The following is a 21,297-nucleotide window of genomic DNA, read 5'->3' on the forward strand; positions in this document are numbered from 1 at the left end:
ACCACCTCCTCCCGCTCTGCCTACTTCTTGTCCTTGCCTTCGACGTCTCCCGACAGCGCGGCGATGAACGCCTCCTGGGGGACCTCGACGCGACCGACCATCTTCATGCGCTTCTTGCCCTCCTTCTGCTTCTCGAGCAGCTTGCGCTTACGGGTGATGTCGCCGCCGTAGCACTTGGCGAGCACGTCCTTGCGGATCGCGCGGATGTTCTCGCGGGCGATGATGCGGGCGCCGATCGCGGCCTGGATGGGGACCTCGAACTGCTGGCGCGGGATGAGCTTGCGCAGGCGCTCCGTCATCATCGTGCCGTAGCCGTACGCCTTCTCCCGGTGCACGATCGAGCTGAACGCGTCGACCTTCTCGCCTTGGAGGAGGATGTCGACCTTGACGAGGTCCGCAGTCTGCGACCCGGCGGGCTCGTAGTCGAGGCTCGCGTACCCCTGCGTCTTCGACTTCAGGTGGTCGAAGAAGTCGAAGACGATCTCGCCGAGGGGCATGTTGTAGCGGAGCTCGACGCGGTCCTCGCTGAGGTAGTCCATGCCGAGCAGGGTGCCGCGGCGCGACTGGCAGAGCTCCATGACCGTGCCGACGTAGTCCTTGGGCAGCAGGATGCCGACCTTCACGACGGGCTCGCTGACCTCGGCGACCCGCCCATCGGGGTATTCGCTGGGGTTGGTGACGGTGACCGTCTCGCCGGTGTCGGTCGTGACCTCGTAGGTCACCGACGGCGCCGTCGTGATGAGGTCGAGGTCGAACTCGCGCGAGAGGCGCTCGGTGATGATCTCGAGGTGCAGGAGCCCGAGGAATCCGCACCGGAAGCCGAACCCGAGCGCGACCGAGGTCTCGGGCTCGTACTGCAGCGACGCGTCCGAGAGCTTCAGCTTGTCGAGCGCCTCGCGGAGGTCGCCGTAGTCGCTGCCGTCGATCGGGTAGATGCCCGAGAAGACCATCGGCTTGGGGTCGGTGTAGCCGGAGAGCGGATCCTGCGCGGGCTTCCGGTGGTTCGTGATCGTGTCGCCGACCTTCGACTGACGGACGTCCTTCACACCGGTGATGAGGTAGCCCACCTCGCCGACGCCGAGACCCTTCGTCGGGACCGGCTCGGGGCTGGAGACGCCGATCTCGAGCAGATCGTGCGCGGCCTTCGACGACATCATCTGGATGCGCTCGCGCGGCTCGAGCTTGCCGTCGACCATGCGGACGTACGTCACGACGCCGCGGTAGGCGTCGTACACGGAGTCGAAGATCATCGCGCGGGCGGGTGCGTCCGCGTCACCGACGGGTGCCGGGATCTTCTCGACGATCAGATCGAGGAGCGCCTCGACGCCCATGCCGGTCTTGCCGCTCACGCGGAGGACGTCCTCGGGCTTGCCGCCGATGAGGTTCGCGAGCTCGGCCGCGTACTTCTCCGGATCGGCCGCTGGGAGGTCGATCTTGTTCAGCACGGGGATGATCTGGAGGTCGTTCTCGAGCGCCAGGTACAGGTTTGCGAGCGTCTGCGCTTCGATGCCCTGCGCGGCGTCGACGAGGAGGATCGCGCCCTCGCAGGCCGCGAGCGACCGGCTGACCTCGTAGGTGAAGTCGACGTGGCCGGGGGTGTCGATCATGTTGAGCGCGAACGTCCCGGCATCCGTCTGCCAGGGCATGCGCACAGCCTGCGACTTGATCGTGATGCCGCGCTCGCGCTCGATGTCCATGCGGTCGAGGTACTGCGCGCGCATGTCGCGGTCGGAGACCACGCCGGTGATCTGCAGCATGCGGTCGGCCAGGGTGGACTTGCCGTGGTCGATGTGGGCGATGATGCAGAAGTTGCGGATCTGCGCGGGCGGCGTCGCCGCGGGCTGCAGGGGCGTGAGGGCTCGGGGTGACATGACCCAGCGAGTCTACCGGGGCACCGACCGTCACAGAGGCATGCCGCTGCATCGGGCGCCGTGAAGTGGGACACGATATCGGGCACGGGAGGCGACACGCCAGCGCCGAGTCGCATGAGAAAGAGTTAACCGATCTGCCTCTTGTGAGCACGTCTCGCTGACCGAATGCTCAATGTGGCGGTCGGATCCTGCGCGGATGACGCAACGCGCCCGAACCGCCACCCGGGAGACAAACCACCGTGACGCACCCATCCGCCCTCGCGCCCAGCCCGCGCCCCCGATTCCGACGCACCTGCGCCGCGCTGACCGCGGCCGCGGTCACATCGGCGGGGCTCGCCTTCAGCCCCGTCGCCGCCTCCGCAGCGGTCGACCCATCCTCGCCCCTCGTCATCAGCGAGGTGTACGGCGGCGGCGGCAACAGCGGAGCCGCCTTCAACCGCGACTTCATCGAACTCGCCAACACGGGCGACGCCACCCTCGACCTCTCCGGCTACAGCGTGCAGTACGCCTCGGCCACCGGAGGGTCGTGGCAGGTCACGCCGCTCGGCGACATCGACCTCCCGGCCGGCGCACAGCTGCTGATCGGTCAGGCGCCGGGCTCGAACACCGCGCTCCCCGGGTTCGACGCCGACGTCGAGGGCTCGATCGCGATGAGCGGCTCCGGCGCGAAGGTCGCCCTCGTCTCCCAGGAGACCGCGCTCAGCGGCACCGCGGGCATCGCCGCGCTCCCCCAGGTCGTCGACCTCGTCGGCTGGGGAGGCACCGCCAACGCCTTCGCCGGCAGCGGCCCCGCCCCGGCGACCACGAACGCGACGAGCGTCTCCCGCGACGAGACCTTCGCGAACACGGCCGACAACGCCGCCGACTTCACCGCCGGCGCGCCCACTCCCATCGGCCTGGGGAGCGACGTCGACCCCGAGCCCGAACCGGAGCCGGACCCCGAGAGCGCCACCATCGCGCAGATCCAGGGAACCGGCGAGGCGTCTCCATTCGCCGGCCGCACCGTCACGACCACCGGCGTGGTGACCGCCCACTACCCGACCGGCGGGTTCAACGGCTATGTCATCCAGACGCCCGGCACCGGTGGGGCGATCGACCTCGCCACCCACACGGCCTCCGACGCCGTCTTCGTCTACGCTCCCGGCGCCGTCGGCGAGGTCGCCCTGGGCGACACCGTCACCATCACCGGTGCCGTCTCCGAGTTCAACGGTCTCACCGAGATCACCGTCGCGGCAGGCGACGCCGTCGTCATCGCGGATGCCGAGGCCCCCACGCCCGCGACGGTTGCATGGCCCGAGAGCGCCGCCGCACGCGAGGCCCTCGAGTCCATGCTCATCGCGCCGCAGGGCGACTACACGGTGTCGAACACCTACAGCACGAACCGCTACGGCGAGGTCGGTCTCGCGACCGGTTCGGAGCCGCTCCGTCAGCCGACCGACGTCGCCCGGCCCGGGTCGGCCGAGGCGGCTGCGGTCGCCACCGACAACGCCGCCCGCGGCGTGCTCCTCGATGACGGCGCGACCACGGACTTCACCTCCGCCGCGAACACGTCGAAGACGCCGCCGTACGTCTCCCTCACCGAGCCGATCGTCGTCGGCGCCGGAGTGAGCTTCACCGAGCCGCTCATCGTCGACTACCGCAACAACGCCTGGAAGCTGAACCCCACCACCGCGCTCGTCGCGGACGGCTCCGGAGCCGGGGACGGCGTCGACTTCGAGAACACCCGCACAGCGGCACCCGAGACCGTCGGCGGCGACCTCTCGATCGCATCCTTCAACGTGCTCAACTACTTCACGACCCTCGGCACGGATGCCGCCACCTGCACCGCCTACGCCGACCGCTTCGGAGACGGCGTCACCGTGCGCGACGGCTGCTCGCAGCGCGGAGCGTGGGACGCGGAAGACCTCGCCCGCCAGCAGGCGAAGCTCGTCTCCGCCATCAACTCCGTCGACGCCTCCGTCGTCGGACTCATGGAGATCGAGAACTCGGCGGCGCTCGGCGAGACCCCCGACGAGGCGACCTCGACTCTCGTCGACGCTCTCAACGCCGACGCAGGGGCAGGCACCTGGGCGTTCGTCCCCTCCTCGGACGAGCTGCCCGCGGCATCCGAGCAGGACGTCATCACGAACGCGATCATCTACCAGCCCGCGCTGGTCTCGCCCGTCGGCGACGCTCGCGCGCTCGGCGATCAGAGCGCCGACGGTCAGGCGTTCGGCAACGCCCGCGAGCCGATCGCGCAGGTCTTCGAGCCGGCCGACGGCGGCGCGGAACTCCTCTTCGCCGTCAACCACTTCAAGTCGAAGGGATCCGCCGGCCCCTGGCCGGGCGACGCCGACACCGGCGACGGGCAGGGATCCTCGAACGAGTCCCGTGTCCGCCAGGCGACGGCGCTGCGGGACTGGATCGCCGAGATCCAGGGTGACGTCGACGCCGTCGCACTCGCGGGCGACTTCAACTCCTACGGCCAGGAAGACCCGCTGCAGGTTCTCTACGAAGCGGGTTACGCCGACGCGGAGCACGCGCTCGAGGTCGGCAGCTCCTCCTACAGCTTCTCGGGACTGTCCGGGTCGCTCGACCACATCCTGCTGAACGAGGCGGCATTGGGCCGCGCGACCGGCGCGGACATCTGGAACATCAACTCCGGAGAAGCCCTCGCGCTGGAGTACAGCCGGTTCCGCTCGCACGGCACCGAGTTCTACGCCCCCGACGCCTACCGCTCCAGCGACCACGACCCCGTGATCGTCGGACTCGACGCGGATGCCGCACCGGTCGAACTGACCCTGCTCGGCATCAACGACTTCCACGGCCGCATCGACGCGAACACGGTCGCGTTCGGTGGCACCGTCGAAGAGCTGCGCGACGCGGCATCCGGCCCCGTGCTCTTCCTCTCTGCCGGCGACAATATCGGCGCATCGCTGTTCGCCTCGTCCGTGTCGCAGGATCAGCCGACCATCGACGTGCTGAACGCCCTCGACCTGGAGGCCAGTGCCGTCGGCAATCACGAGTTCGACCGCGGGTTCGATGACCTCGCCGGCCGGGTGTCCGACCAGTTCGACGCACCGCAGCTGGGAGCGAACGTGTACCTGAAGGGCACCGACACGCCGGCGCTCGACGAGTACGCCCTCCTCGAGGCGGACGGCCTGTCCGTCGGTGTCATCGGCGTCGTGACGGAGGAGACGCCCTCGCTGGTGACCCCCACCGGCATCGAAGACGTCGAGTTCGGCGATGCGGTGGCGGCCGTCAACCGGGTCGCCGCGCAGCTCAGCGACGGCGACGCCGCCAACGGCGAGGCCGACGTGATCGTCGCGCTGTACCACGAGGGCGCCGGTGCCGGCACTCCGGACGGGGCGACGCTGGAGGAGGAGATCGCTGCCGGCGGGCCCTTCGCCGCGATCATCGAAGAGACCTCCCCCGAGGTGGACGCGATCTTCACCGGCCACACCCATAAGGAGTACGCGTGGTCCGCTCCGGTGCCCGGCACCGACCGCACTCGCCCCGTCGTACAGACCGGTTCGTACGGAGCGAAGATCGGCGAGATCACCCTCACGATCGACCCCGCCACCGGCGAGGTCACCGCACACACCGAGCGCAACGTCGCCCGCACCACCACGCCCGCCGCAGAACTGGTCGCGACCTACCCGCGCGTGGCGGAGGTCGACCGCATCGTGAAGGCCGCCCTGGCCAACGCCGCGGCGATCGGGAACACGGCGGTGGCCGAGGTCTCCGGCGACATCACGACGGCCTACTCGGGTGGTTCGTACGTCGACGGCGTGTACGCGGGCGGCACCCGCGACGACCGCGCCTCGGAGTCCACGCTCGGCAACACCGTGGCGAACATGCTGCGCGACAGCCTCGCCGACCTCCCCGACGGCGCCGTCATCGGCGTCACCAACCCCGGCGGTCTGCGCGCGGACCTCTGGGACACGCAGGCCGAGTTCGGTGCGGGAGCCGTCTCCGGTCTGTCCGACGGGACGATCTCCTTCAGCCAGGCGAACGCGGTCCTCCCCTTCAACAACACGCTGGCCCTTGTCAGCCTCACCGGCGAGCAGTTCACCACGATGCTCGAGCAGCAGTGGCAGCGCGACGCGGCCGGCAACGTTCCGCAGCGGCCGTACCTGCAGCTCGGACTCTCGGACAACGTCTCGTACACCTACGATCCGGCACTGCCGGAGGGTGAGCGGATCACGTCTGTGACGATCGACGGCGCGCCCATCGACCCGGCCGCGACCTACCGGATCGGAACGTTCTCGTTCCTCGCCGCCGGTGGCGACAACTTCCGGGTCTTCACCGAGGGCACGGGATACGTCGACACGGGCCTTGTGGACTACGAGGCGTGGGTGGACTACCTCGCGGACGGGTCGCCCGTCGCCCCGTCGTTCGCCAAGCACGCCGTCCAGGTGTCGGGTGTCCCCGAGTCGGTCGAACCCGGCAGCACGGTCGCCTTCGACGTCGCCGGTCTGAACCTGACCAGCCGCGGCGCCCCCGCGAACACCGAGCTCACCGTGAGCCTCGGCGACCAGGCGCTGGGCACTGTTCCGGTGACGGCCGGGGCGGCATCGGTGAGCGTCACCCTCCCGGCCGGCACGCCGGCGGGAACGGCGGTCCTCACCCTCACCGCGGCCCCCAGCGGGACGACGGTGCAGGTGCCGGTGACGGTGACGCAGGCGGCCGAGCCCGCCGCGAAGACGCGCACGCGTCTGGTCGCTCTGCCGCCCGTGCAGCTGGGGCGCCTCGTCCCCGCCACGCTCGTCGCGCACGTCTCCCAGGAGGGCGGCCGACCCGACGGTGTGGTCGAGTTCCGCGAGGGCGACACCGTGATCGCGACGGTCGACGTCCGGAAGGGCATCGCCAGCACGACCCTCGGGCGCCTCTCGCGCGGAACGCATTCGTTCACGGCGGTGTTCGTGCCGGACGACCCGGCCGTGGCCGAGGGTTCGGAGAGCAACACCGCCAAGGTGCGCGTGCTGTTCTGACCGACGGTCGCTGACGTCGACCGACGGCGCACGACACGGCGGGGCGGGCCTTCGAGGCTCGCCCCGCCGTCGTTTTCGTTCGTAGGCTGGAACCATGTCCGCCCAGGTCGTCTTCGTCCACGGCATCCGCACGTCGGCCACCATGTGGCGGGCGCAGGTCGAGCACCTCCGCAGCATCGGGGTGGGCGCGGTCGCCGTCGATCTTCCCGGGCACGGAAAGCGGATGTCGGAGACGTTCACCCTCGACGGCGCTTTCGAGACGATCGATGCGGCCGTTCGGGATGCCGCCTCGCGAGGCCCGGTCCTCCTCGTCGCCCATTCGATGGGCGGGCTGGTGTCGATCGAGTACGCGGGCCGAGAGGACAAGCCGCCCGTCGATGCGTTCATCGCGGCGGGCTGCACGGCGATTCCGCGGGGCGTGGGCCTCGCGGCGTACCGCGCGCTCACCCGCGGCTTCGATCGACTCCCCCGCCGCGGGCAGTATTTCACCGACCTCGTCCTGGACCGGACGCTCCCCGCCGAGACCCGCGCCGACTTCGGGGCCGGCGGGTACGCCTACGACACGCAGGACATCGCCCTCCGGAGCCTGTCGGTGCTCGACCTCGTCGCCGCGCTCGCCCGGATCGACGTCCCGATGTGGTTCGTCAACGGCCAGTGGGATCAGCTGCGGGTCAACGAGCGTCTGTTCACGACGCTGAAGCCGGAGGCTGAGCTGATCGTGGTCCCCCGGACGTCCCACCTGGTCACCGCGATGCGGCCGCGCGTCTTCAACGCGGTCATCGATCTCGCCCTCGCCACGATGGCGGCGAAGTCCGCTTCGGCGTGACCGATCAGACCTGATAGACTCTCAAGTCGGCTTGCCGTGTGGGTTCCTCCCTCACACGACCGCCGCAAGACGCCCCTCTACCGTCGCGCGGCACATCATCCGAACACCTCCGAACGAAAGATACGTCTCCGTGGCGAACATCAAGTCGCAGATCAAGCGCAACAAGACCAACGAGAAGGCGCGCGAGCGCAACAAGGCCGTCAAGAGCGAGCTGAAGACCGCGGTGCGTCGCACCCGCGAGGCCATCTCGGCCGGCGACAAGGCCGCTGCCGAGGCGGCGCTGCTGAAGGCCACCAAGAAGCTCGACAAGGCCGTCAGCAAGGGTGTCATCCACCAGAACCAGGCGGCGAACCGCAAGTCGTCGATCGCCAAGCAGGTCGCCGCTCTCTGAGCCCGATCGGTTTCCGAAGGCCCGTCCCCACTGGGGGCGGGCCTTCGTCGTCGGTGCGGCGGTTGGTGCACTCACCTCATCGCGCCGAGCCGACGCAATCTGTCGCCTGCCGAGGGCGGATGCCGCAATCTGCGTCGGCTCGCGCGCAGCGGCGCGTCGGACCGCGCGCGGCGGGTCGGGTCGCGCGCTGCCGCGGCGGCCGGAGCGGGGTCAGGACCCGTAGGGCGCGCGGGTCGCGACGACGGTGACCAGGCGCTCGACGGCGAAGACGGGGTCGCGTGACGCGCCCTTGACCTCGGCGTCGGCACGAGCGGCGGCCTGGATCGCGATGCCCAGCGACGACTCGGTCCATCCGGAGAGGTCGCGGCGGGCGCGGTCGACCTGCCAGTCCTTCATCCCGATGCGCGCGGCGAGGGCGGAAGCCGGCTCGCGGCTTCCCGCCACGCGCGCCATGGTCCGCAGCTTCGATGCGATCGCCGCGACCATCGGCACGGGGTCGGCGCCCGACGCCAGTGCGTGTCGCAGTGCGATCAGCGCGTCACCGTAGCGCCCGGCGATCGCGGTATCGGCGACGGCGAACGCCGTCGTCTCGACCCGGCCGCCATAGTAGCGGGTCACGATCTGCTCCGTGATGTCGCCGTCGACATCGGAGATGAGCTGCTGGCACGCCGCGGCGAGCTCGGTGAGGTCGTCGGCGAACGCCGAGACGAGCGATCGGAGGGCGGGCGGTGCGATGCGGCGTTTCGCGGCCTGGAACTCTCCGGCTGCGAAGTCGAAGCGATCGGAGTCACGTTTGACGGCGGGGCAGGCGATCTCGACTCCCCCACCGGTCCCGGCGCGAATCGCGTCGAGGAGCTTCTTCCCCCGCACACTCGAGCCGGTGTGGCGGAGCACGATCGTGGCACCGTCCTGCGGGGCGTCGAGATATGCGATCGCCTCGGCGAGGAAGGCGTCGGAGCACTTCTCGACGCCCGAGACACGGACGAGCCGCGGCTCGCCGAAGAGGGAGGGTGAGGAGACGGCCAGGAGTGTGCCGGGTGCGTAGTCGTCGGCACGGACGTCGGTCACCTCGAGGCTCGGATCCTCGGCACGGAGGTAGTCACGAAGGCCGGCGGTGGCGCGTTCCGCACACACTTCCTCAGGCCCCGAGACGAGGACGACAGGTGCCGGCTGCGGCGCGCGCCACGAGATCTGCGGGATCGCCGACTTCGTCGTCTTCGCGGCGGGGCGGCGGGGGCTCGGCATGGGCTCCAGCCTACCGAGGGGCGCCGACGCCGCGCCGTCGTGGCAGGACGATTCGGGACAGCGCCCATACCGCGGTGGCCGAAGCCAGCAGCATCGCCAGCAGCCCGAGGCTCGTGAGGACGAGCGGGCCGAGCCCGCGGCTCGGCAGCAGGAAACCGTAGGGCACCCAGCCGTCGTTCTGACCGCGGAGGAGCACGACGACCAGCCAGACGAGCGGGTAGGGCAGCACGAGCCAGACGCTCCGCCACGGCAGCCGTGGGCGGTCGCGAACGAGCACCCAGTCGAGCACGGCATAGAGCGGCAGCCCGGCATGCAGGACGGCGCTCACCCAGGGCGGCGCCGATCCCGTGCCCGGGACGAACCCGTTGTAGACGACGCCCACGACGATGAGACAGGCGACTGCGCCACCGCGGGCGAGGGCCAGCCACGTGGGGACGGCCCTGTTCCGGAGGAGAAGGATGCCGGTGACCCCGAGCACGAGCGCGCTCCACACCGCGGTCTGGTTCGTGAAGTACCCGAAGAAGTCGAACGGGTTCGCACTCCCCCGCGAGGCGGAGCGGGCGAACGTCCATCCCAGGACAGCGACGACGGCGACGGCCACCCCCAGCAGGATGCCGCCGGTCACGACGACAGCGCGAGGCGTGCGGGAGGCAGGCATCCGGCCAGCCTACGAGAGTCAACCGTCTTCACCGCGGGACCGCCAGAGCCGGATCCCCTCGCCGTCACGCCAGAGGGCGATGTCGCCGGACGAGTCGGTGCGGGCAACGATCGCCTGCTCCTCCCGAAGGAGGTCGAGGATCTCGTCTCGCGGGTGGCCGTACGTGTTCTCGCCGACCGTCACGAGGGCGACGGCCGCATCCAGCTGCCGGTACAGGCTGTGGTCCTGGTCGGCGCTGCCGTGGTGCGCGACCTTGACGACCGAGTACGTGCGATCGATCGTGCGGGAGGCGATCAGGGATCGTTGCGACGGGGCCGACAGATCGCCGAGGAAGATCGCGTCGGGGACGCGGCATCCCGTGACGTCGATCACGACACTCGCATCGTTCCCGGATGGATAGACCGGGTCGCGCGGCTTCGGCCACAGCACACGCCAGCGGCACTCCCCCAGGACGCCGCCCTGACCGGCCGACACCTCCTGCGTCCGCGCGCCTGCAGAGGTGAACCGGGCGAGCATCGCGGTCGCCTCCGGGTCGGGCACCGGACCGTGCAGGACGAGGTCCGCGCGCCCGACCAGGGCGTCCGCGCCGCCGCGATGGTCCATGTCGAAATGGGTCAACACGAGCACGTCGACGTGCTCGATCGCGAAGCGGTCGAGGCACGCGCTCAGGGGTTCCGGCTCCGGCCCCGTGTCGATGAGCATGATCGCGTCGCCGGAGCGGACGAGGACGGCGTCGCCCTGACCCACCTCGCAAGCCAAGATCGCCCAGTCGTCCGGTGCACGGGTCCGGTCGATGAGGGTCCGGAACGGGCCCGCGCCCGCCGCGACGACGATGATCGTGACGAGTGCCCACCCCGCCCACCGTCGCAACCGGTGCCGGCGTGTAGCGAGCACGATGCCGATCGCTGCTCCTGTCGCGGCGAGGGCGATGAGCCCCGGCATCCCTTCCAGCCATCCGATGGAAGCCCCGGGCAGCCGCGCGGACAGGTCCGCCGTTCCCGCGATCCAGGCCGCAGGCAGCCACGCGATCGCCGCGAGCCCCTGCGCGAGCACCGGGAACGGCAGTGCGAGGCAGGACAGCAGACCGAGGACGGTCGCGGCGGGCGCTGCGGGACCCGCGAGCAGGTTCGCGAGCACGCCGACCAGGGGCACGGTCGGCTCGATCAGGATGAGCAGCGGTCCGCAGGCGAGCTGCGCCGCGAGCGGAACGGAGAGCGCGAGCGCCAGCGGGGCCGGCATCCATTTCGACATCCCGTCAGCGAGCGGCCCCGCGAACAGGAGCAGCGACCCTGTCGCGACGGCCGACAAAGCGAAGCCGAGGGATGCCGCGAGCCACGGATCGACGACGAGCAACACGCACACCGACGCGGACAGGATGGACATCCCCGCGCCGATACGTCCCAGGAGGACCCCGAGCATCGCGATCGCCGCCATCGCCCCCGCTCGGACCACGCTCGGTTCGGGTGAGACGAGCACGATGAACCCCACCAGTGTGATGAGTCCCGCGGCGACGCGGATGCCGCGGCGCGCCCCGCAGAGCGCTGCGATGCCGAACGCGATCCCGACGACGAGCGCGCAGTTCGCCCCTGAGACCGCGGTCAGATGAGACAGCGATGATGCCTTCATCTGTTGATCGAGGTCCTCGGTGACGGCCGACGTGTCGCCCACGGCGAGGCCCGGGACGAGCCCTGCGCCCGGGTCGGGCAGGCCGTCGACCGCCTCGACCAGGCCCGTCCGCAGCGCGGCCGCGACGGCGAGCGGACCGGTCGGGGCTCGCACGAGCCGAATCGTGGATGCCTCGATCACGAGGACCTCACGATCAGCGGCATCCGCTCGAGACGCCGTTCCCGTCACCTCGGCCTGAGCACCGAGGTCGAGCCCGGCCAGGCGCTCCTGCACGCGGACGAGCACGGGAGCCGAGACGGGCGTCGAGTCCGAGCCGATCGTCGCGGATCGCGTTATCGCGTCGAAGCGGAATGCTGTCGCCGACCGTTCGATCTTCCCCACGACGTCGACGTTGAAGGTGACGCTGCGACCGCCGGTGATCTGGAGCCCCGACACCGCGTCCCGCGCAGGCTGGGCGACGGCGACGTGGGATGCCGTGGCCCCGGCGACAGCGAGCGCCACCGCGATGAGGGCGAACACCGTCGGCCCCGCGCGTGTCGAGGCGATCGCCAGTGCGAGGGCGGCGCTGACCCACAGCGCGACGGCGAGTGTCCCCGCGTGCTCCGGGAAGCTGATCGCCGCCCCGGCGCCCGCCCAGCCTCCGAGCGCGACCGGCAGCAACCGCAGATCGCGGCGCCGCGCGGCTCGCATCGTCATTTCGATAGGTTCGGGGAGCGCCGACGCCTCCGGCTCCGTCTACCGGCGATCAGGGGACGATATCGGTCATGGGGCACCGGTGGAGAATGAGAGCGAACGGCCTCGCCGCGCTTCCGACAGATCAGGGTCGGCTGATCGAAACGGTCGGGTGCGCCTCGGGGGTGAGGCCAGCATCGCCAACGACATCCGGATTTGCGTCACCATGCCCCTGGGCGCCGCTGATGCATCGTCGTCAGCGAGACGCCGAGGTTCCCTGAGCACCAGCGCTCGCAGAGGCGAGGCGGCCAACCCGGCCGAATGGGCGCACGTAGATGTCCGCCGAAGAGGGGACAGCGATGATCGCAATCCATCGAATACATTCGCGTCAGGACGGCAAAGTCGGGGTGGGGCGCTACCGGCCTCACGGCTGTGTGTGCAGCCGCCGGCACGGCGGCGGGTGGGCCCATCGGAGCGGCTGCATTTGGCGCCGCCTGTCTGGCTATTGCAGGGTCCGGTGTGTACACAGCTGGCGTTGCGGACAACTCCAGCCCGAAAAGATGTCTTCAACTGACTATCACCTTTACTGTTATCACCTCGCCAGTACCTTGGTTCGATACGTATAGAGGGGGGAACTGCAAGTGAAGGAGAATCGAAGCGCCAACCGTTTCCGGTACTTTTTCGCGGACACATGGTGGCGTATCACCTGGTTTGTCGGTGCCGTTGTCTGGTGCGCAGTGTTCAACACCGTTCTCGTGACTACAGATGCAGATCCGACGTGGATCGGTCCTGTCTCAGTGATCCCCCTTCTCGCGTTCGCCGCTGATGTGCTCCGTCGCGATCACGTCATGCGCCGGAACGAAACACGCTGAAAGCGCCCGCAGGGACCGCCCGCTAGACGCCGGCGGCCCCTGCTGGACGGTCCGCCTCGGTCATCCTCAAGGACGGTAGCGACGTCACCATCCCTGCGCGGTTCGACCACTCACACCGTCACCAGGTCGCGGAGGGATTCGAGCATCTTCTCGCCGATACCGGGGACGGCCATGAGGTCGTCGACGCTTGTGAACCGACCGTTCTGGTCTCGCCAGTCGATGATCCGTTGCGCGATCGCCGGGCCGACGCGCGGCAGGGTGTCGAGCGCGGCGACGTCTGCCGTGTTGAGGTTGACGCGGCCATCACCCTCCGGCGCCGCGGAGGTACCGGCATCCGTCCTCTCGTCGCCCTCGGCGGGGATCAGGAGCTGCTCACCGTCGCTCACCGGCCGCGCGAGGTTCACGCCGTCGCGAGACGCCTTCTCCGAGAATCCCCCGGCGGCGGCGACAGCGTCGACGACGCGGGCATCCTGGTCGAGACGGTAGAGACCGGGGACGCGCACCTCACCCGAGACATGCACGTACACCGATGCCGGCGCCACCGTCTCGGAAACGACCTCGGGCACCGTGTCTACGGCTGACTCCGCGCCCGTCCGGACGATCCCGATCGCGATGGTGACCGCAGCAACGACGACCACGAGGACGACGGCGGCACCGATCGCCAGCCGACGTCGAGACCTCGGCACCGTCTGCGCATCCATGGCACGATCCTCGCGGCGTCGCACCATCCTCTCCGCACCCGGCGAAGGGACGGTGGACGAACGACGATCAGAGGTCCGCAGTGGAGAAGACGCTCAGGAGACGGTGAAGCTCACGACCTTCGGCGCTCGTACGACGACACGGGTGATGTCCCTGTCACCGATCGCACGGCGGACCTTCTCGTCGGCGCGGGCACGCGCCTCGAGCTCGTCACCGGAGATCTTCGCCGGCACCGTCAGGGTGCCGCGCACCTTGCCGTTGACCTGAACGACGGCCGTCACCGACTCCTCCACGAGCAGGGTCGGGTCCGCCTGACGCCACGGGACGACACCCACGAACGGCTCGTACCCGAGGATCTCCCACATCTCCTCGGCCGTGTGCGGCGCGAAGAGGTCGAGGATCATCGCGACGGCCTCTGCCGCCTCGCGGACTGCGGCATCCGCGGGGCCGGCGCCCGAGTCGATCGCCTTGCGGGTCGCGTTGACGAGCTCCATGAGGCGGGCGACGACGACGTTGAACTTCGACTGCTCAACGAGACCGACGACATCGGCCCACAGCCGGTGGGTCACACGGCGCAGCGCCGAGTCCCCCTCGGCCCAGACGACGTCGGTCGGGCTCGCGACATCGGATGCCACGCGGAGCGCCCGGGCGAGGAACTTCTGCGCGCCGGTGGTGGACACATCCTCCCAGTTGATGTCGTCCTCGACCGGGCCGGCGAAGGCGATCGCCACGCGCACCGCGTCGGCGCCCGGATCGGTCATGCTCGAGGCGAACTCCACGAGGTTTCCCTTGGACTTCGACATCTTCGAGCCGTCGAGGAGGACCATGCCCTGGTTGATCAAGCTGGTGAACGGCTCCGTGAAGTCCACGAGCCCCATGTCGAAGAGGACCTTCGTGATGAAGCGGGCGTACAGCAGGTGCAGGATCGCGTGCTCGACTCCGCCGATGTACGAGTCCACAGGCGCCCACTTCGCCGCCTCCGCGGTCGGGAAGGGCTGCGCGGCATCCGTGGGCGCGAGGAAGCGCAAGAAGTACCACGAGCTGTCGACGAAGGTGTCCATCGTGTCGGCATCGCGAAGCGCCGGCTCGCCCGTCTCGGGGTCGACGGTGTTCACCCATTCGGTGGCGCCACCCAGCGGCGAGGTGCCCTTCGGCTTCAGGTCGAGGCCGGTGGCATCGGGCAGACGTACGGGCAGCTGCTCGTCGGGCACTGGGACGATCCGACCGTCCGAGGTGTGGATCATGGGGATCGGGGTTCCCCAGAAGCGCTGCCGGGAGATGAGCCAGTCGCGCAGGCGGTACGACTTCGCCGCACGACCGTTGCCCGCTGCCGAGAGCTCCTCGATCGCGCGGGTGATGGCGTTGCGCTTGGACAAGCCGTTGAGCGACCCGGAGTTGATCAGTCGCCCGTCGCCGGTGAGGGCGACCCCCGTCCGCACCGGGTCGAGTGCCTCGAGGTCCTCGTCGCCCAGCGGGTCGATCGGCACGCCGTCGTCGTCGAGCTCGATCACCGGGATCGCCCCGGTCACGGGCGCGGTCGTGTCGACGACCACCTTGACGGGCAGATCGAACGCTCGCGCGAAGTCGAGGTCTCGCTGATCGTGCGCCGGCACCGCCATGACGGCACCGTGGCCGTAGTCGGCCAGCACGTAGTCGGCCGCCCAGATCGGGAGGCGCTCACCGTTGATCGGGTTGATCGCGAACCGGTCGAGGAAGACGCCCGTCTTCGGACGGTCCGTCGACTGACGCTCGATGTCGCTCGATTTCTGGACCGTGTCGAGGTAGTCCTGGAAGCGCATCCGCACCGCACTGGACGACCCCGCGGCGAGCTCCGCGGCCAAGTCGGAATCGGGCGCCACGACCATGAAGGTCGCACCGTGGAGCGTGTCGGGGCGGGTGGAGAAGACGCTGATCTTCTCGGCGCGTCCCTCGATCTCGAAGTCGATGTCTGCGCCGACCGACCGACCGATCCAGTTCCGCTGCATCTGCAGCACCTTGTGCGGCCAGAATCCCTCGAGCTGGTTGAGGTCGTCCAGCAGCCGGTCGGCGTACTCGGTGATCTTGAAGTACCACTGGGTCAGCTTCTTCTTGACGACCTCGGCGCCGCAGCGCTCGCAGTGCCCGTCGACGACCTGCTCGTTCGCGAGGACCGTCTGGTCATTCGGGCACCAGTTGACGGCGCTCTGCTTGCGGTAGGCGAGGCCCCTCTCGTACAGGCGCTGGAACAGCCACTGGTTCCAGCGGTAGTACTCGGGATCGCTGGTGTGGAGCACGCGGCTCCAGTCGTAGCTCGAGCCGAACTCGCGGAAGCTCTTCTTGTGCTGGTCGATGTTGTTGTAGGTCCACTCGCGCGGATCCGAACCAGCGCCGCCCTTGATCGCCGCGTTCTCGGCCGGCAGCCCGAACGAGTCCCACCCGATCGGGTTCAGGACGTTGTACCCGCGGTGCCGCCAGAAGCGCGCGACCGCGTCGACGTAGGCGTAGTTCTCGGCGTGACCCATGTGCAGGTCGCCCGAGGGATACGGGAACATGCCGAGGACGTACTTCCGGGGGCGAGTGTCCTCGTCGCCGCCCGCCCGGAACGGGTCGGCCTCAGCCCAGCGTGCCTGCCACTTCGTCTGGATGGCCGAGGAGTCGAAGGAGCCCGGCTCGGGGGTCGAAGCGTCGGTGGGGGTGCTGGAAGACACGGAGAACCAATCGTGCATGAGGTCGGGAGGGCGCGCGAAAGCGCCGTTCCAGCCTAGCGGACCCGGATTTCACCAGCCCGGCGGCAGCGCGCCACCGAGCGCCGCCAGCGGCCCGCGGGCTTTCACCCCGACCTCGGCGACCTCGTCCGCGGCGATCGAGCCCCAGGTGATCCCGCCGCCCGCGCCCACGTACGCGCCGTCGGGGTGGGTGACGATCGATCGGATCACCATCGCCAGATCCAGAGCACCGTCCTCGCCGATCCAGCCGAAGCATCCCGCGAACAGTCCGCGGGATGCACCTTCGAGCCGGTGCAGGATCTGCATCGCCGACAGCTTCGGCGCCCCCGTCATGCTGCCGGCCGGGAACGCGGCATCCCACAGCTCGCCGACTGTCGTGCCCCCGATCAGCCGGCCCGCGACGGTGCTCACCAACTGGTGGACGGCCGGGTAGCTCTCGATTTCGAGCAGGCGTTCCGCGGCGACGGTCCCCGGTTCGCACACCCGCTGCAGATCGTTGCGCATCAGGTCGACGATCATGACGTTCTCGGCCTGCTCCTTCTCGCTGGCACGCAGCTCGGCGGCCAGCGCGGCATCCGTCACCGAATCGACGCCGCGGGGACGTGTGCCCTTGATGGGGCGGGTCCGGACGATGCCGCCCGAGACCTCGAGGAACCGCTCCGGCGTGGCGCTGAGCAGCGCCGTCCCGCCGGAGCGGATCATCCCGCCGTGATGCGAGGGGGTCGCCTTCCGCAGCCGCAGATAGGTCTCGAAGGGGTCGACGGATGCCGCGGTCTCGAAGCGCGTCGCCAGGCACAGCTGGTACGCGCGGCCCTCCCGAATCTCCTCACGGCACTGCGCGATGAGATCCGCGTACTCGGCGGCGTCGTGACGCGCTGCTACCTCCACCGTCGCAGGCGCGCCGGGGCGGGGGGCTCGCGCGCCCGCGGCCCATCCGTCGACCGTGGCGACGACGTCGGTGAGCTCGTCGGCCGGCGCGACGACGAAGACGCGGCGTTCCGCGTGATCGAACGCGACGAAACGATCGACGCGCAGCCAGCGATCGGCGATTCCGCCCTCGGATGCCGGTGCGCCCGCGCGGCGCGCGGCTGTGTCGTACCCCGCCCAGCCGACCCAGCCGCCGGCAAACGGGCCGAAGGGGCCCTCGTCCGCTCCACCGCAGACGACCGCCGTCGGCGTGGCGGCAGGTGTCCCCTCGCCGATCCAGCTCCACCCCTCCGCGGCATCCGGCCCGGCATCGAGCCAGAACGCGTGCTCCGCGTCGGCCCACCCAGCGGCGAACAGCGCTGCCGGATCGACCCACCCCGGACGCTCGAACGCGGAGAGTCGGGCCATCCCCACAGATTATCGGGGCATCCATCGGAATCGTCGGGGCATCCCCCAGGCGCCGTCGCCGGCGCTCGGTAGCCTGAGGGGGTGAACGAGTTCCTCACCTGGCTGCTCGACACCGTGCAGGATGTCGACCCCGTGGTGCGGACGATCGTCGCGGGTGTCGCGATCATGCTCGAGACGAGCGTGCTCGTGGGGCTGATCGTGCCCGGCGACACCATCGTCATCGTCGCCGGCACCGCGGTCGGGAGCGTCGGCGAGGGGGCGATCCTCGTCGTGACTGTGCTCGTGGGCGCGCTGGTCGGTGAGAGCATCGGGTTCGCGCTCGGGCGCTGGCTGGGGCCGCGCATCCGCTTCTCGCGCTTCGGCGCGCTCATCGGAGAGAAGAACTGGATCCGCGCCGAGCTGTACCTCCGCCGCCGCGGCGGCGTGGCGATCTTCCTGTCGAGGTTCCTCCCCGTCCTGCACTCCCTCGTGCCCCTCACCGTCGGGATGAGCGGCTACGCGTACCGTCGCTTCCTGGCGTGGACCTTCCCCGCGTGCGCCATCTGGTCGATCGCGTACGTCTCCGTCTCGGCCGCGGCCGCGGGGGGCTACCGGGAGCTCGCTGACAGCCTGCATTTCGCCGCCTACCTGTTCGTCGGCGTCATCGCCGCGTTCCTGGTGCTCGCGTACGTGATCAAGCGGGTCATCGCGGCACGGGAGGCCCGTCATCTCCGCACCGACGTTGTCAACTCCTCCGAGGGTGAAGCCGGCGACGTGAAAGACTGAAGCCGATGGCTTCTCCGACGACCCCCGAGACGAAGATCCTCTGGTTCGCGCGCCTCGAGTACCGCTTTCACGCCTGGCGTGAAGGGCGTGCGCGTGCGCGCGGACGGCGACCCACGGTCGCCCCGTTCCCCGGGTACGGCAGCACCGAGTGGGTGCGCGTCCTCGGCCGCGTGCTCATCGCCCCGAAGGTGAAACGGCGCGAGCGCGGCGAGTACGCGGGCGTCCGCGGGTGGCGCAGCTTCGCGGCCGTCCCTATCGCGCACGCCACCGTCACGGTGACGATCGACGGCGTCGACCACGAGGTCGCCGCCGATCGCGGTGGTGTCGTCGACATCGTGTTGCCGGCGAACCTCTCCCCCGGGTGGCAGACGGTGACGATGCACGTGGAAGGCTCCGAGCCGGTGGAGGCCCGGGTGTTCATCGTCGGCGCCGACGTGCGCTTCGGTGTGGTGTCCGACATCGACGACACCGTGATGGTGACGGCGCTGCCGCGACCGTTCCTCGCTGCCTGGAACTCCTTCGTCTTGAACGAGCACGCTCGGCAGCCGGTCCCGGGCATGGCGGTCCTGTTGGAGCGGCTCATGCGGGACAACCCGGGTGCGCCGATCCTCTACCTCTCCACCGGTGCCTGGAACGTCGCCCCCACGCTCGTCCGCTTCCATCGCCGCCACCTCTTCCCCTCGGGGGCGCTCCTCCTCACCGACTGGGGGCCCACGCACGATCGGTGGTTCCGCAGCGGCAAGGCCCACAAGGAGGAGAACCTGCGCCGGCTCGCTCGGGAGTTCCCCGACATCGACTGGCTGCTGGTGGGCGATGACGGGCAGCGCGATGACGAGATCTACACCGCGTTCACCGTGGAGCACCCCGATCAGGTGTCGGCGGTCGCGATCCGGCGCCTCACCCCCGCCGAGGCGGTCCTGGCCGGTGGTCGCACCGCCGTGGACGACCACACCGCCGCAGGCGTGCCGTGGGTGACCGGGGACGACGGTTCGGAGCTGCTCGAGCGGCTGAGTGACGTCGGCGTCATCCGCGACGTCGCAGACCCCGCCTAGGCTGACGCCATGTGCGGAAGATTCGTCGTCGCGAACGTGGCATCCGAGTTGGTCGGCGTGCTCCGCGTCGACGTGGAGGGCGACGATCTGCCCGCGCCGTCCTACAACGTGGCACCGACCGCTCAGGTGGGCATCGTGCTCGATTCCGCCAAGACCGATCCACCCACCCGCCGTCTCGAATCGGCACGCTGGGGCCTCATCCCGGGGTGGGCGAAGGACCCCAAGATCGGGGTGAAGGCGTTCAACGCCCGCTCCGAAGAGCTCGAGGACAAGCCGATGTTCCGGCAGGCGCTCATCAAGCGTCGTGCCATCGTCCCGGCCACCGGGTACTACGAGTGGGCGACGACCGACGACGGCAAGGTGCCCTACTTCATCGCGCCGGCCGACGGCTCGCCGATGCTGTTCGCCGGGCTCTACGAGTGGTGGAAGGATCCGCAGAAGGCCGAAGACGACCCCTCCAAGTGGCTCCTGTCCTTCACGATCCTCACCCGTGATGCGGTCGCCCCGCTCGGCTCCATCCACGACCGGATGCCGCTGTTCGTCGACGCCGACTTCGCCGACGCGTGGCTCGACACCGAAGTGGACAATGTCGGAGACCTGCTGGATGCCGCGGTGGACGCGGCGCCGGCGGTCGTCGAAGGGCTGACGGACCACGAGGTCGGACGCGAGGTGGGGAACGTCCGTAATGACTCCCCCGACCTCATCCGCCCGGTGTGACCGCTGCGGCCGCCTATCCTCGTCAGGTGACGACCACCACCCGCCTCCGCCTCTCGCGCGCCGAATGGTCGGCCCGTGCCGCGGCGCACGAGCAGCGTGCCGACGCGCTCACCGCCGGTCGGCGCGCTCGAGTGCAGCGCGGGCAGACGCATCCCGTGGACGACTTCCTGTACACGTACTACTCGTACAAGCCGGGTCTTCTGCGCAAGTGGCATCCGGGGCGGGAGGTGGCCCTGATGGATGCCGCTGACGCGCCCCACGCCGCCTGGCGCTGGTACCGCGTGGACGGCGAAAGCGTGGTCGTCGACGTGGACGCGTTCCTGACCGAGAAGGAGCCGCTCGTCCGGGCGATCCGCGGCATCCTCACCAGCACGCTCAACCGAATCGGCTCGTATGGCTGTTTCGGCATGCACGAATGGGCGATGGTCTACCGGGACCGGGAGACGCGACATCCGGTGCCACTGAGGCTCGGGCACAGCGGAACCAATGCGGTCGTCGAGTCGCATGACCTCCGATGCACGCACATCGACGCGTTCCGCTTCTTCACCCCCGAGGCCACGCCGAAGAACCGGTTCGCGCCGGCGCGCGAGACCCAGGCCGACCACGAGCAGCCGGGCTGTCTCCACGCCGGGATGGATCTGTACAAATGGGCGGTCAAGCTCGGCCCGCTCGTGCCGGGCGAGGTGCTGCTCGACGCGTTCGAGTTGGCCCGCGACATCCGCGAACTCGACATGCGCGCATCTCCGTACGACCTCCGCGACTGGGGCTATGAGCCGGTCGCGGTAGAGACGTCGGCCGGGAAGGCCGCGTACGTCGCCGCCCAGCGGGGGTTCACCGAGCGGGCTCAGCCGATCCGTCGCGGGCTCCTCGAGCGGATCGGCTGAGCGCGG

At 69.8% G+C, this 21,297-nt stretch carries 14 protein-coding genes; 7 read left to right on the forward strand and 7 right to left on the reverse strand.

Going from position 1 to position 21,297, the window contains the following annotated elements:
* Positions 1-20: 20 nt before the first annotated feature.
* Positions 21-1,871 (reverse strand): translation elongation factor 4, encoded by a 1,851-nt coding sequence (gene lepA / locus BKA24_RS10850; protein WP_184217934.1) that lies wholly within the window; start codon positions 1,869-1,871, stop codon positions 21-23.
* Between the two features lie 239 nt (positions 1,872-2,110).
* On the opposite strand from lepA, the gene BKA24_RS10855 reads away from it, so the two are divergent.
* The 3 genes from BKA24_RS10855 (at position 2,111) to rpsT (ending at position 8,061) form a co-directional block, all read left to right on the forward strand.
* Complete coding sequence (locus tag BKA24_RS10855) at positions 2,111-6,844, forward strand: ExeM/NucH family extracellular endonuclease (protein ID WP_184217936.1); 4,734 nt, start codon at positions 2,111-2,113, stop codon at positions 6,842-6,844.
* Positions 6,845-6,938: 94 nt separating this feature from the next.
* Positions 6,939-7,670, forward strand: a complete 732-nt coding sequence (locus BKA24_RS10860) for an alpha/beta fold hydrolase (RefSeq protein WP_184217938.1) — start codon at positions 6,939-6,941, stop codon at positions 7,668-7,670.
* A gap of 130 nt (positions 7,671-7,800) precedes the next feature.
* Positions 7,801-8,061, forward strand: coding sequence for a 30S ribosomal protein S20 (gene rpsT / locus BKA24_RS10865; RefSeq protein ID WP_184217939.1), 261 nt, complete (start codon positions 7,801-7,803; stop codon positions 8,059-8,061).
* Between the two features lie 210 nt (positions 8,062-8,271).
* Here the strand turns inward: rpsT and holA are convergent, their stop codons facing one another.
* The 6 genes from holA to BKA24_RS10895 form a co-directional block, all read right to left on the reverse strand.
* A complete protein-coding gene (gene holA / locus BKA24_RS10870; RefSeq protein WP_184217942.1) occupies positions 8,272-9,306 on the reverse strand; it encodes a DNA polymerase III subunit delta in 1,035 nt (344 codons plus the stop codon).
* Positions 9,307-9,316: 10 nt separating this feature from the next.
* Positions 9,317-9,964, reverse strand: a complete 648-nt coding sequence (locus tag BKA24_RS10875; protein ID WP_184217944.1) for a Pr6Pr family membrane protein — start codon at positions 9,962-9,964, stop codon at positions 9,317-9,319.
* Between the two features lie 18 nt (positions 9,965-9,982).
* A complete protein-coding gene (locus BKA24_RS10880) occupies positions 9,983-12,286 on the reverse strand; it encodes a ComEC/Rec2 family competence protein (RefSeq protein ID WP_184217946.1) in 2,304 nt (767 codons plus the stop codon).
* A gap of 958 nt (positions 12,287-13,244) precedes the next feature.
* Positions 13,245-13,835 carry a ComEA family DNA-binding protein gene (locus BKA24_RS10885; protein WP_184217948.1) on the reverse strand — a complete coding sequence of 197 codons (591 nt, stop codon included), beginning with the start codon at positions 13,833-13,835 and terminating at the stop codon, positions 13,245-13,247.
* Positions 13,836-13,928: 93 nt separating this feature from the next.
* Positions 13,929-16,538 carry a leucine--tRNA ligase gene (leuS, locus tag BKA24_RS10890; protein ID WP_221417315.1) on the reverse strand — a complete coding sequence of 870 codons (2,610 nt, stop codon included), beginning with the start codon at positions 16,536-16,538 and terminating at the stop codon, positions 13,929-13,931.
* A 51-nt stretch (positions 16,539-16,589) separates the two neighbouring features.
* A complete protein-coding gene (locus BKA24_RS10895) occupies positions 16,590-17,873 on the reverse strand; it encodes an anthranilate synthase component I family protein (RefSeq protein WP_184217952.1) in 1,284 nt (427 codons plus the stop codon).
* 81 nt (positions 17,874-17,954) lie between these two features.
* On the opposite strand from BKA24_RS10895, the gene BKA24_RS10900 reads away from it, so the two are divergent.
* The 4 genes from BKA24_RS10900 to BKA24_RS10915 are packed head-to-tail and all read left to right on the forward strand — an operon-like array spanning position 17,955 to position 21,291.
* Positions 17,955-18,638 (forward strand): VTT domain-containing protein, encoded by a 684-nt coding sequence (locus BKA24_RS10900; protein ID WP_184217954.1) that lies wholly within the window; start codon positions 17,955-17,957, stop codon positions 18,636-18,638.
* 5 nt (positions 18,639-18,643) lie between these two features.
* Positions 18,644-19,690: an App1 family protein phosphatidate phosphatase gene (locus tag BKA24_RS10905; RefSeq protein WP_184217956.1), complete on the forward strand. Its 1,047-nt coding sequence runs from the start codon at positions 18,644-18,646 to the stop codon at positions 19,688-19,690.
* A 9-nt stretch (positions 19,691-19,699) separates the two neighbouring features.
* Positions 19,700-20,407 (forward strand): SOS response-associated peptidase, encoded by a 708-nt coding sequence (locus BKA24_RS10910; RefSeq protein WP_184217958.1) that lies wholly within the window; start codon positions 19,700-19,702, stop codon positions 20,405-20,407.
* Positions 20,408-20,433: 26 nt separating this feature from the next.
* A complete protein-coding gene (locus BKA24_RS10915) occupies positions 20,434-21,291 on the forward strand; it encodes a 3-methyladenine DNA glycosylase (RefSeq protein ID WP_184217960.1) in 858 nt (285 codons plus the stop codon).
* Positions 21,292-21,297: the final 6 nt, after the last annotated feature.

It is taken from the genome of Microbacterium marinum (genome assembly GCF_014204835.1).
Lineage (GTDB): Bacteria > Actinomycetota > Actinomycetes > Actinomycetales > Microbacteriaceae > Microbacterium > Microbacterium marinum.

What these genes read in the sequence shown, in the direction of transcription:
- BKA24_RS10885 (WP_184217948.1), bottom strand. Translation starts at nt 13,835, where the DNA reads ATGGATGCGCAGACGGTGCCGAGGTCTCGACGTCGGCTGGCGATCGGT.
- BKA24_RS10905 (WP_184217956.1), top strand. Translation starts at nt 18,644, where the DNA reads ATGGCTTCTCCGACGACCCCCGAGACGAAGATCCTCTGGTTCGCGCGC.
- holA (WP_184217942.1), bottom strand. Translation starts at nt 9,306, where the DNA reads ATGCCGAGCCCCCGCCGCCCCGCCGCGAAGACGACGAAGTCGGCGATC.
- BKA24_RS10860 (WP_184217938.1), top strand. Translation starts at nt 6,939, where the DNA reads ATGTCCGCCCAGGTCGTCTTCGTCCACGGCATCCGCACGTCGGCCACC.
- BKA24_RS10880 (WP_184217946.1), bottom strand. Translation starts at nt 12,286, where the DNA reads ATGACGATGCGAGCCGCGCGGCGCCGCGATCTGCGGTTGCTGCCGGTC.
- BKA24_RS10895 (WP_184217952.1), bottom strand. Translation starts at nt 17,873, where the DNA reads ATGGCCCGACTCTCCGCGTTCGAGCGTCCGGGGTGGGTCGATCCGGCA.
- BKA24_RS10910 (WP_184217958.1), top strand. Translation starts at nt 19,700, where the DNA reads ATGTGCGGAAGATTCGTCGTCGCGAACGTGGCATCCGAGTTGGTCGGC.
- leuS (WP_221417315.1), bottom strand. Translation starts at nt 16,538, where the DNA reads ATGCACGATTGGTTCTCCGTGTCTTCCAGCACCCCCACCGACGCTTCG.
- BKA24_RS10875 (WP_184217944.1), bottom strand. Translation starts at nt 9,964, where the DNA reads ATGCCTGCCTCCCGCACGCCTCGCGCTGTCGTCGTGACCGGCGGCATC.
- lepA (WP_184217934.1), bottom strand. Translation starts at nt 1,871, where the DNA reads ATGTCACCCCGAGCCCTCACGCCCCTGCAGCCCGCGGCGACGCCGCCC.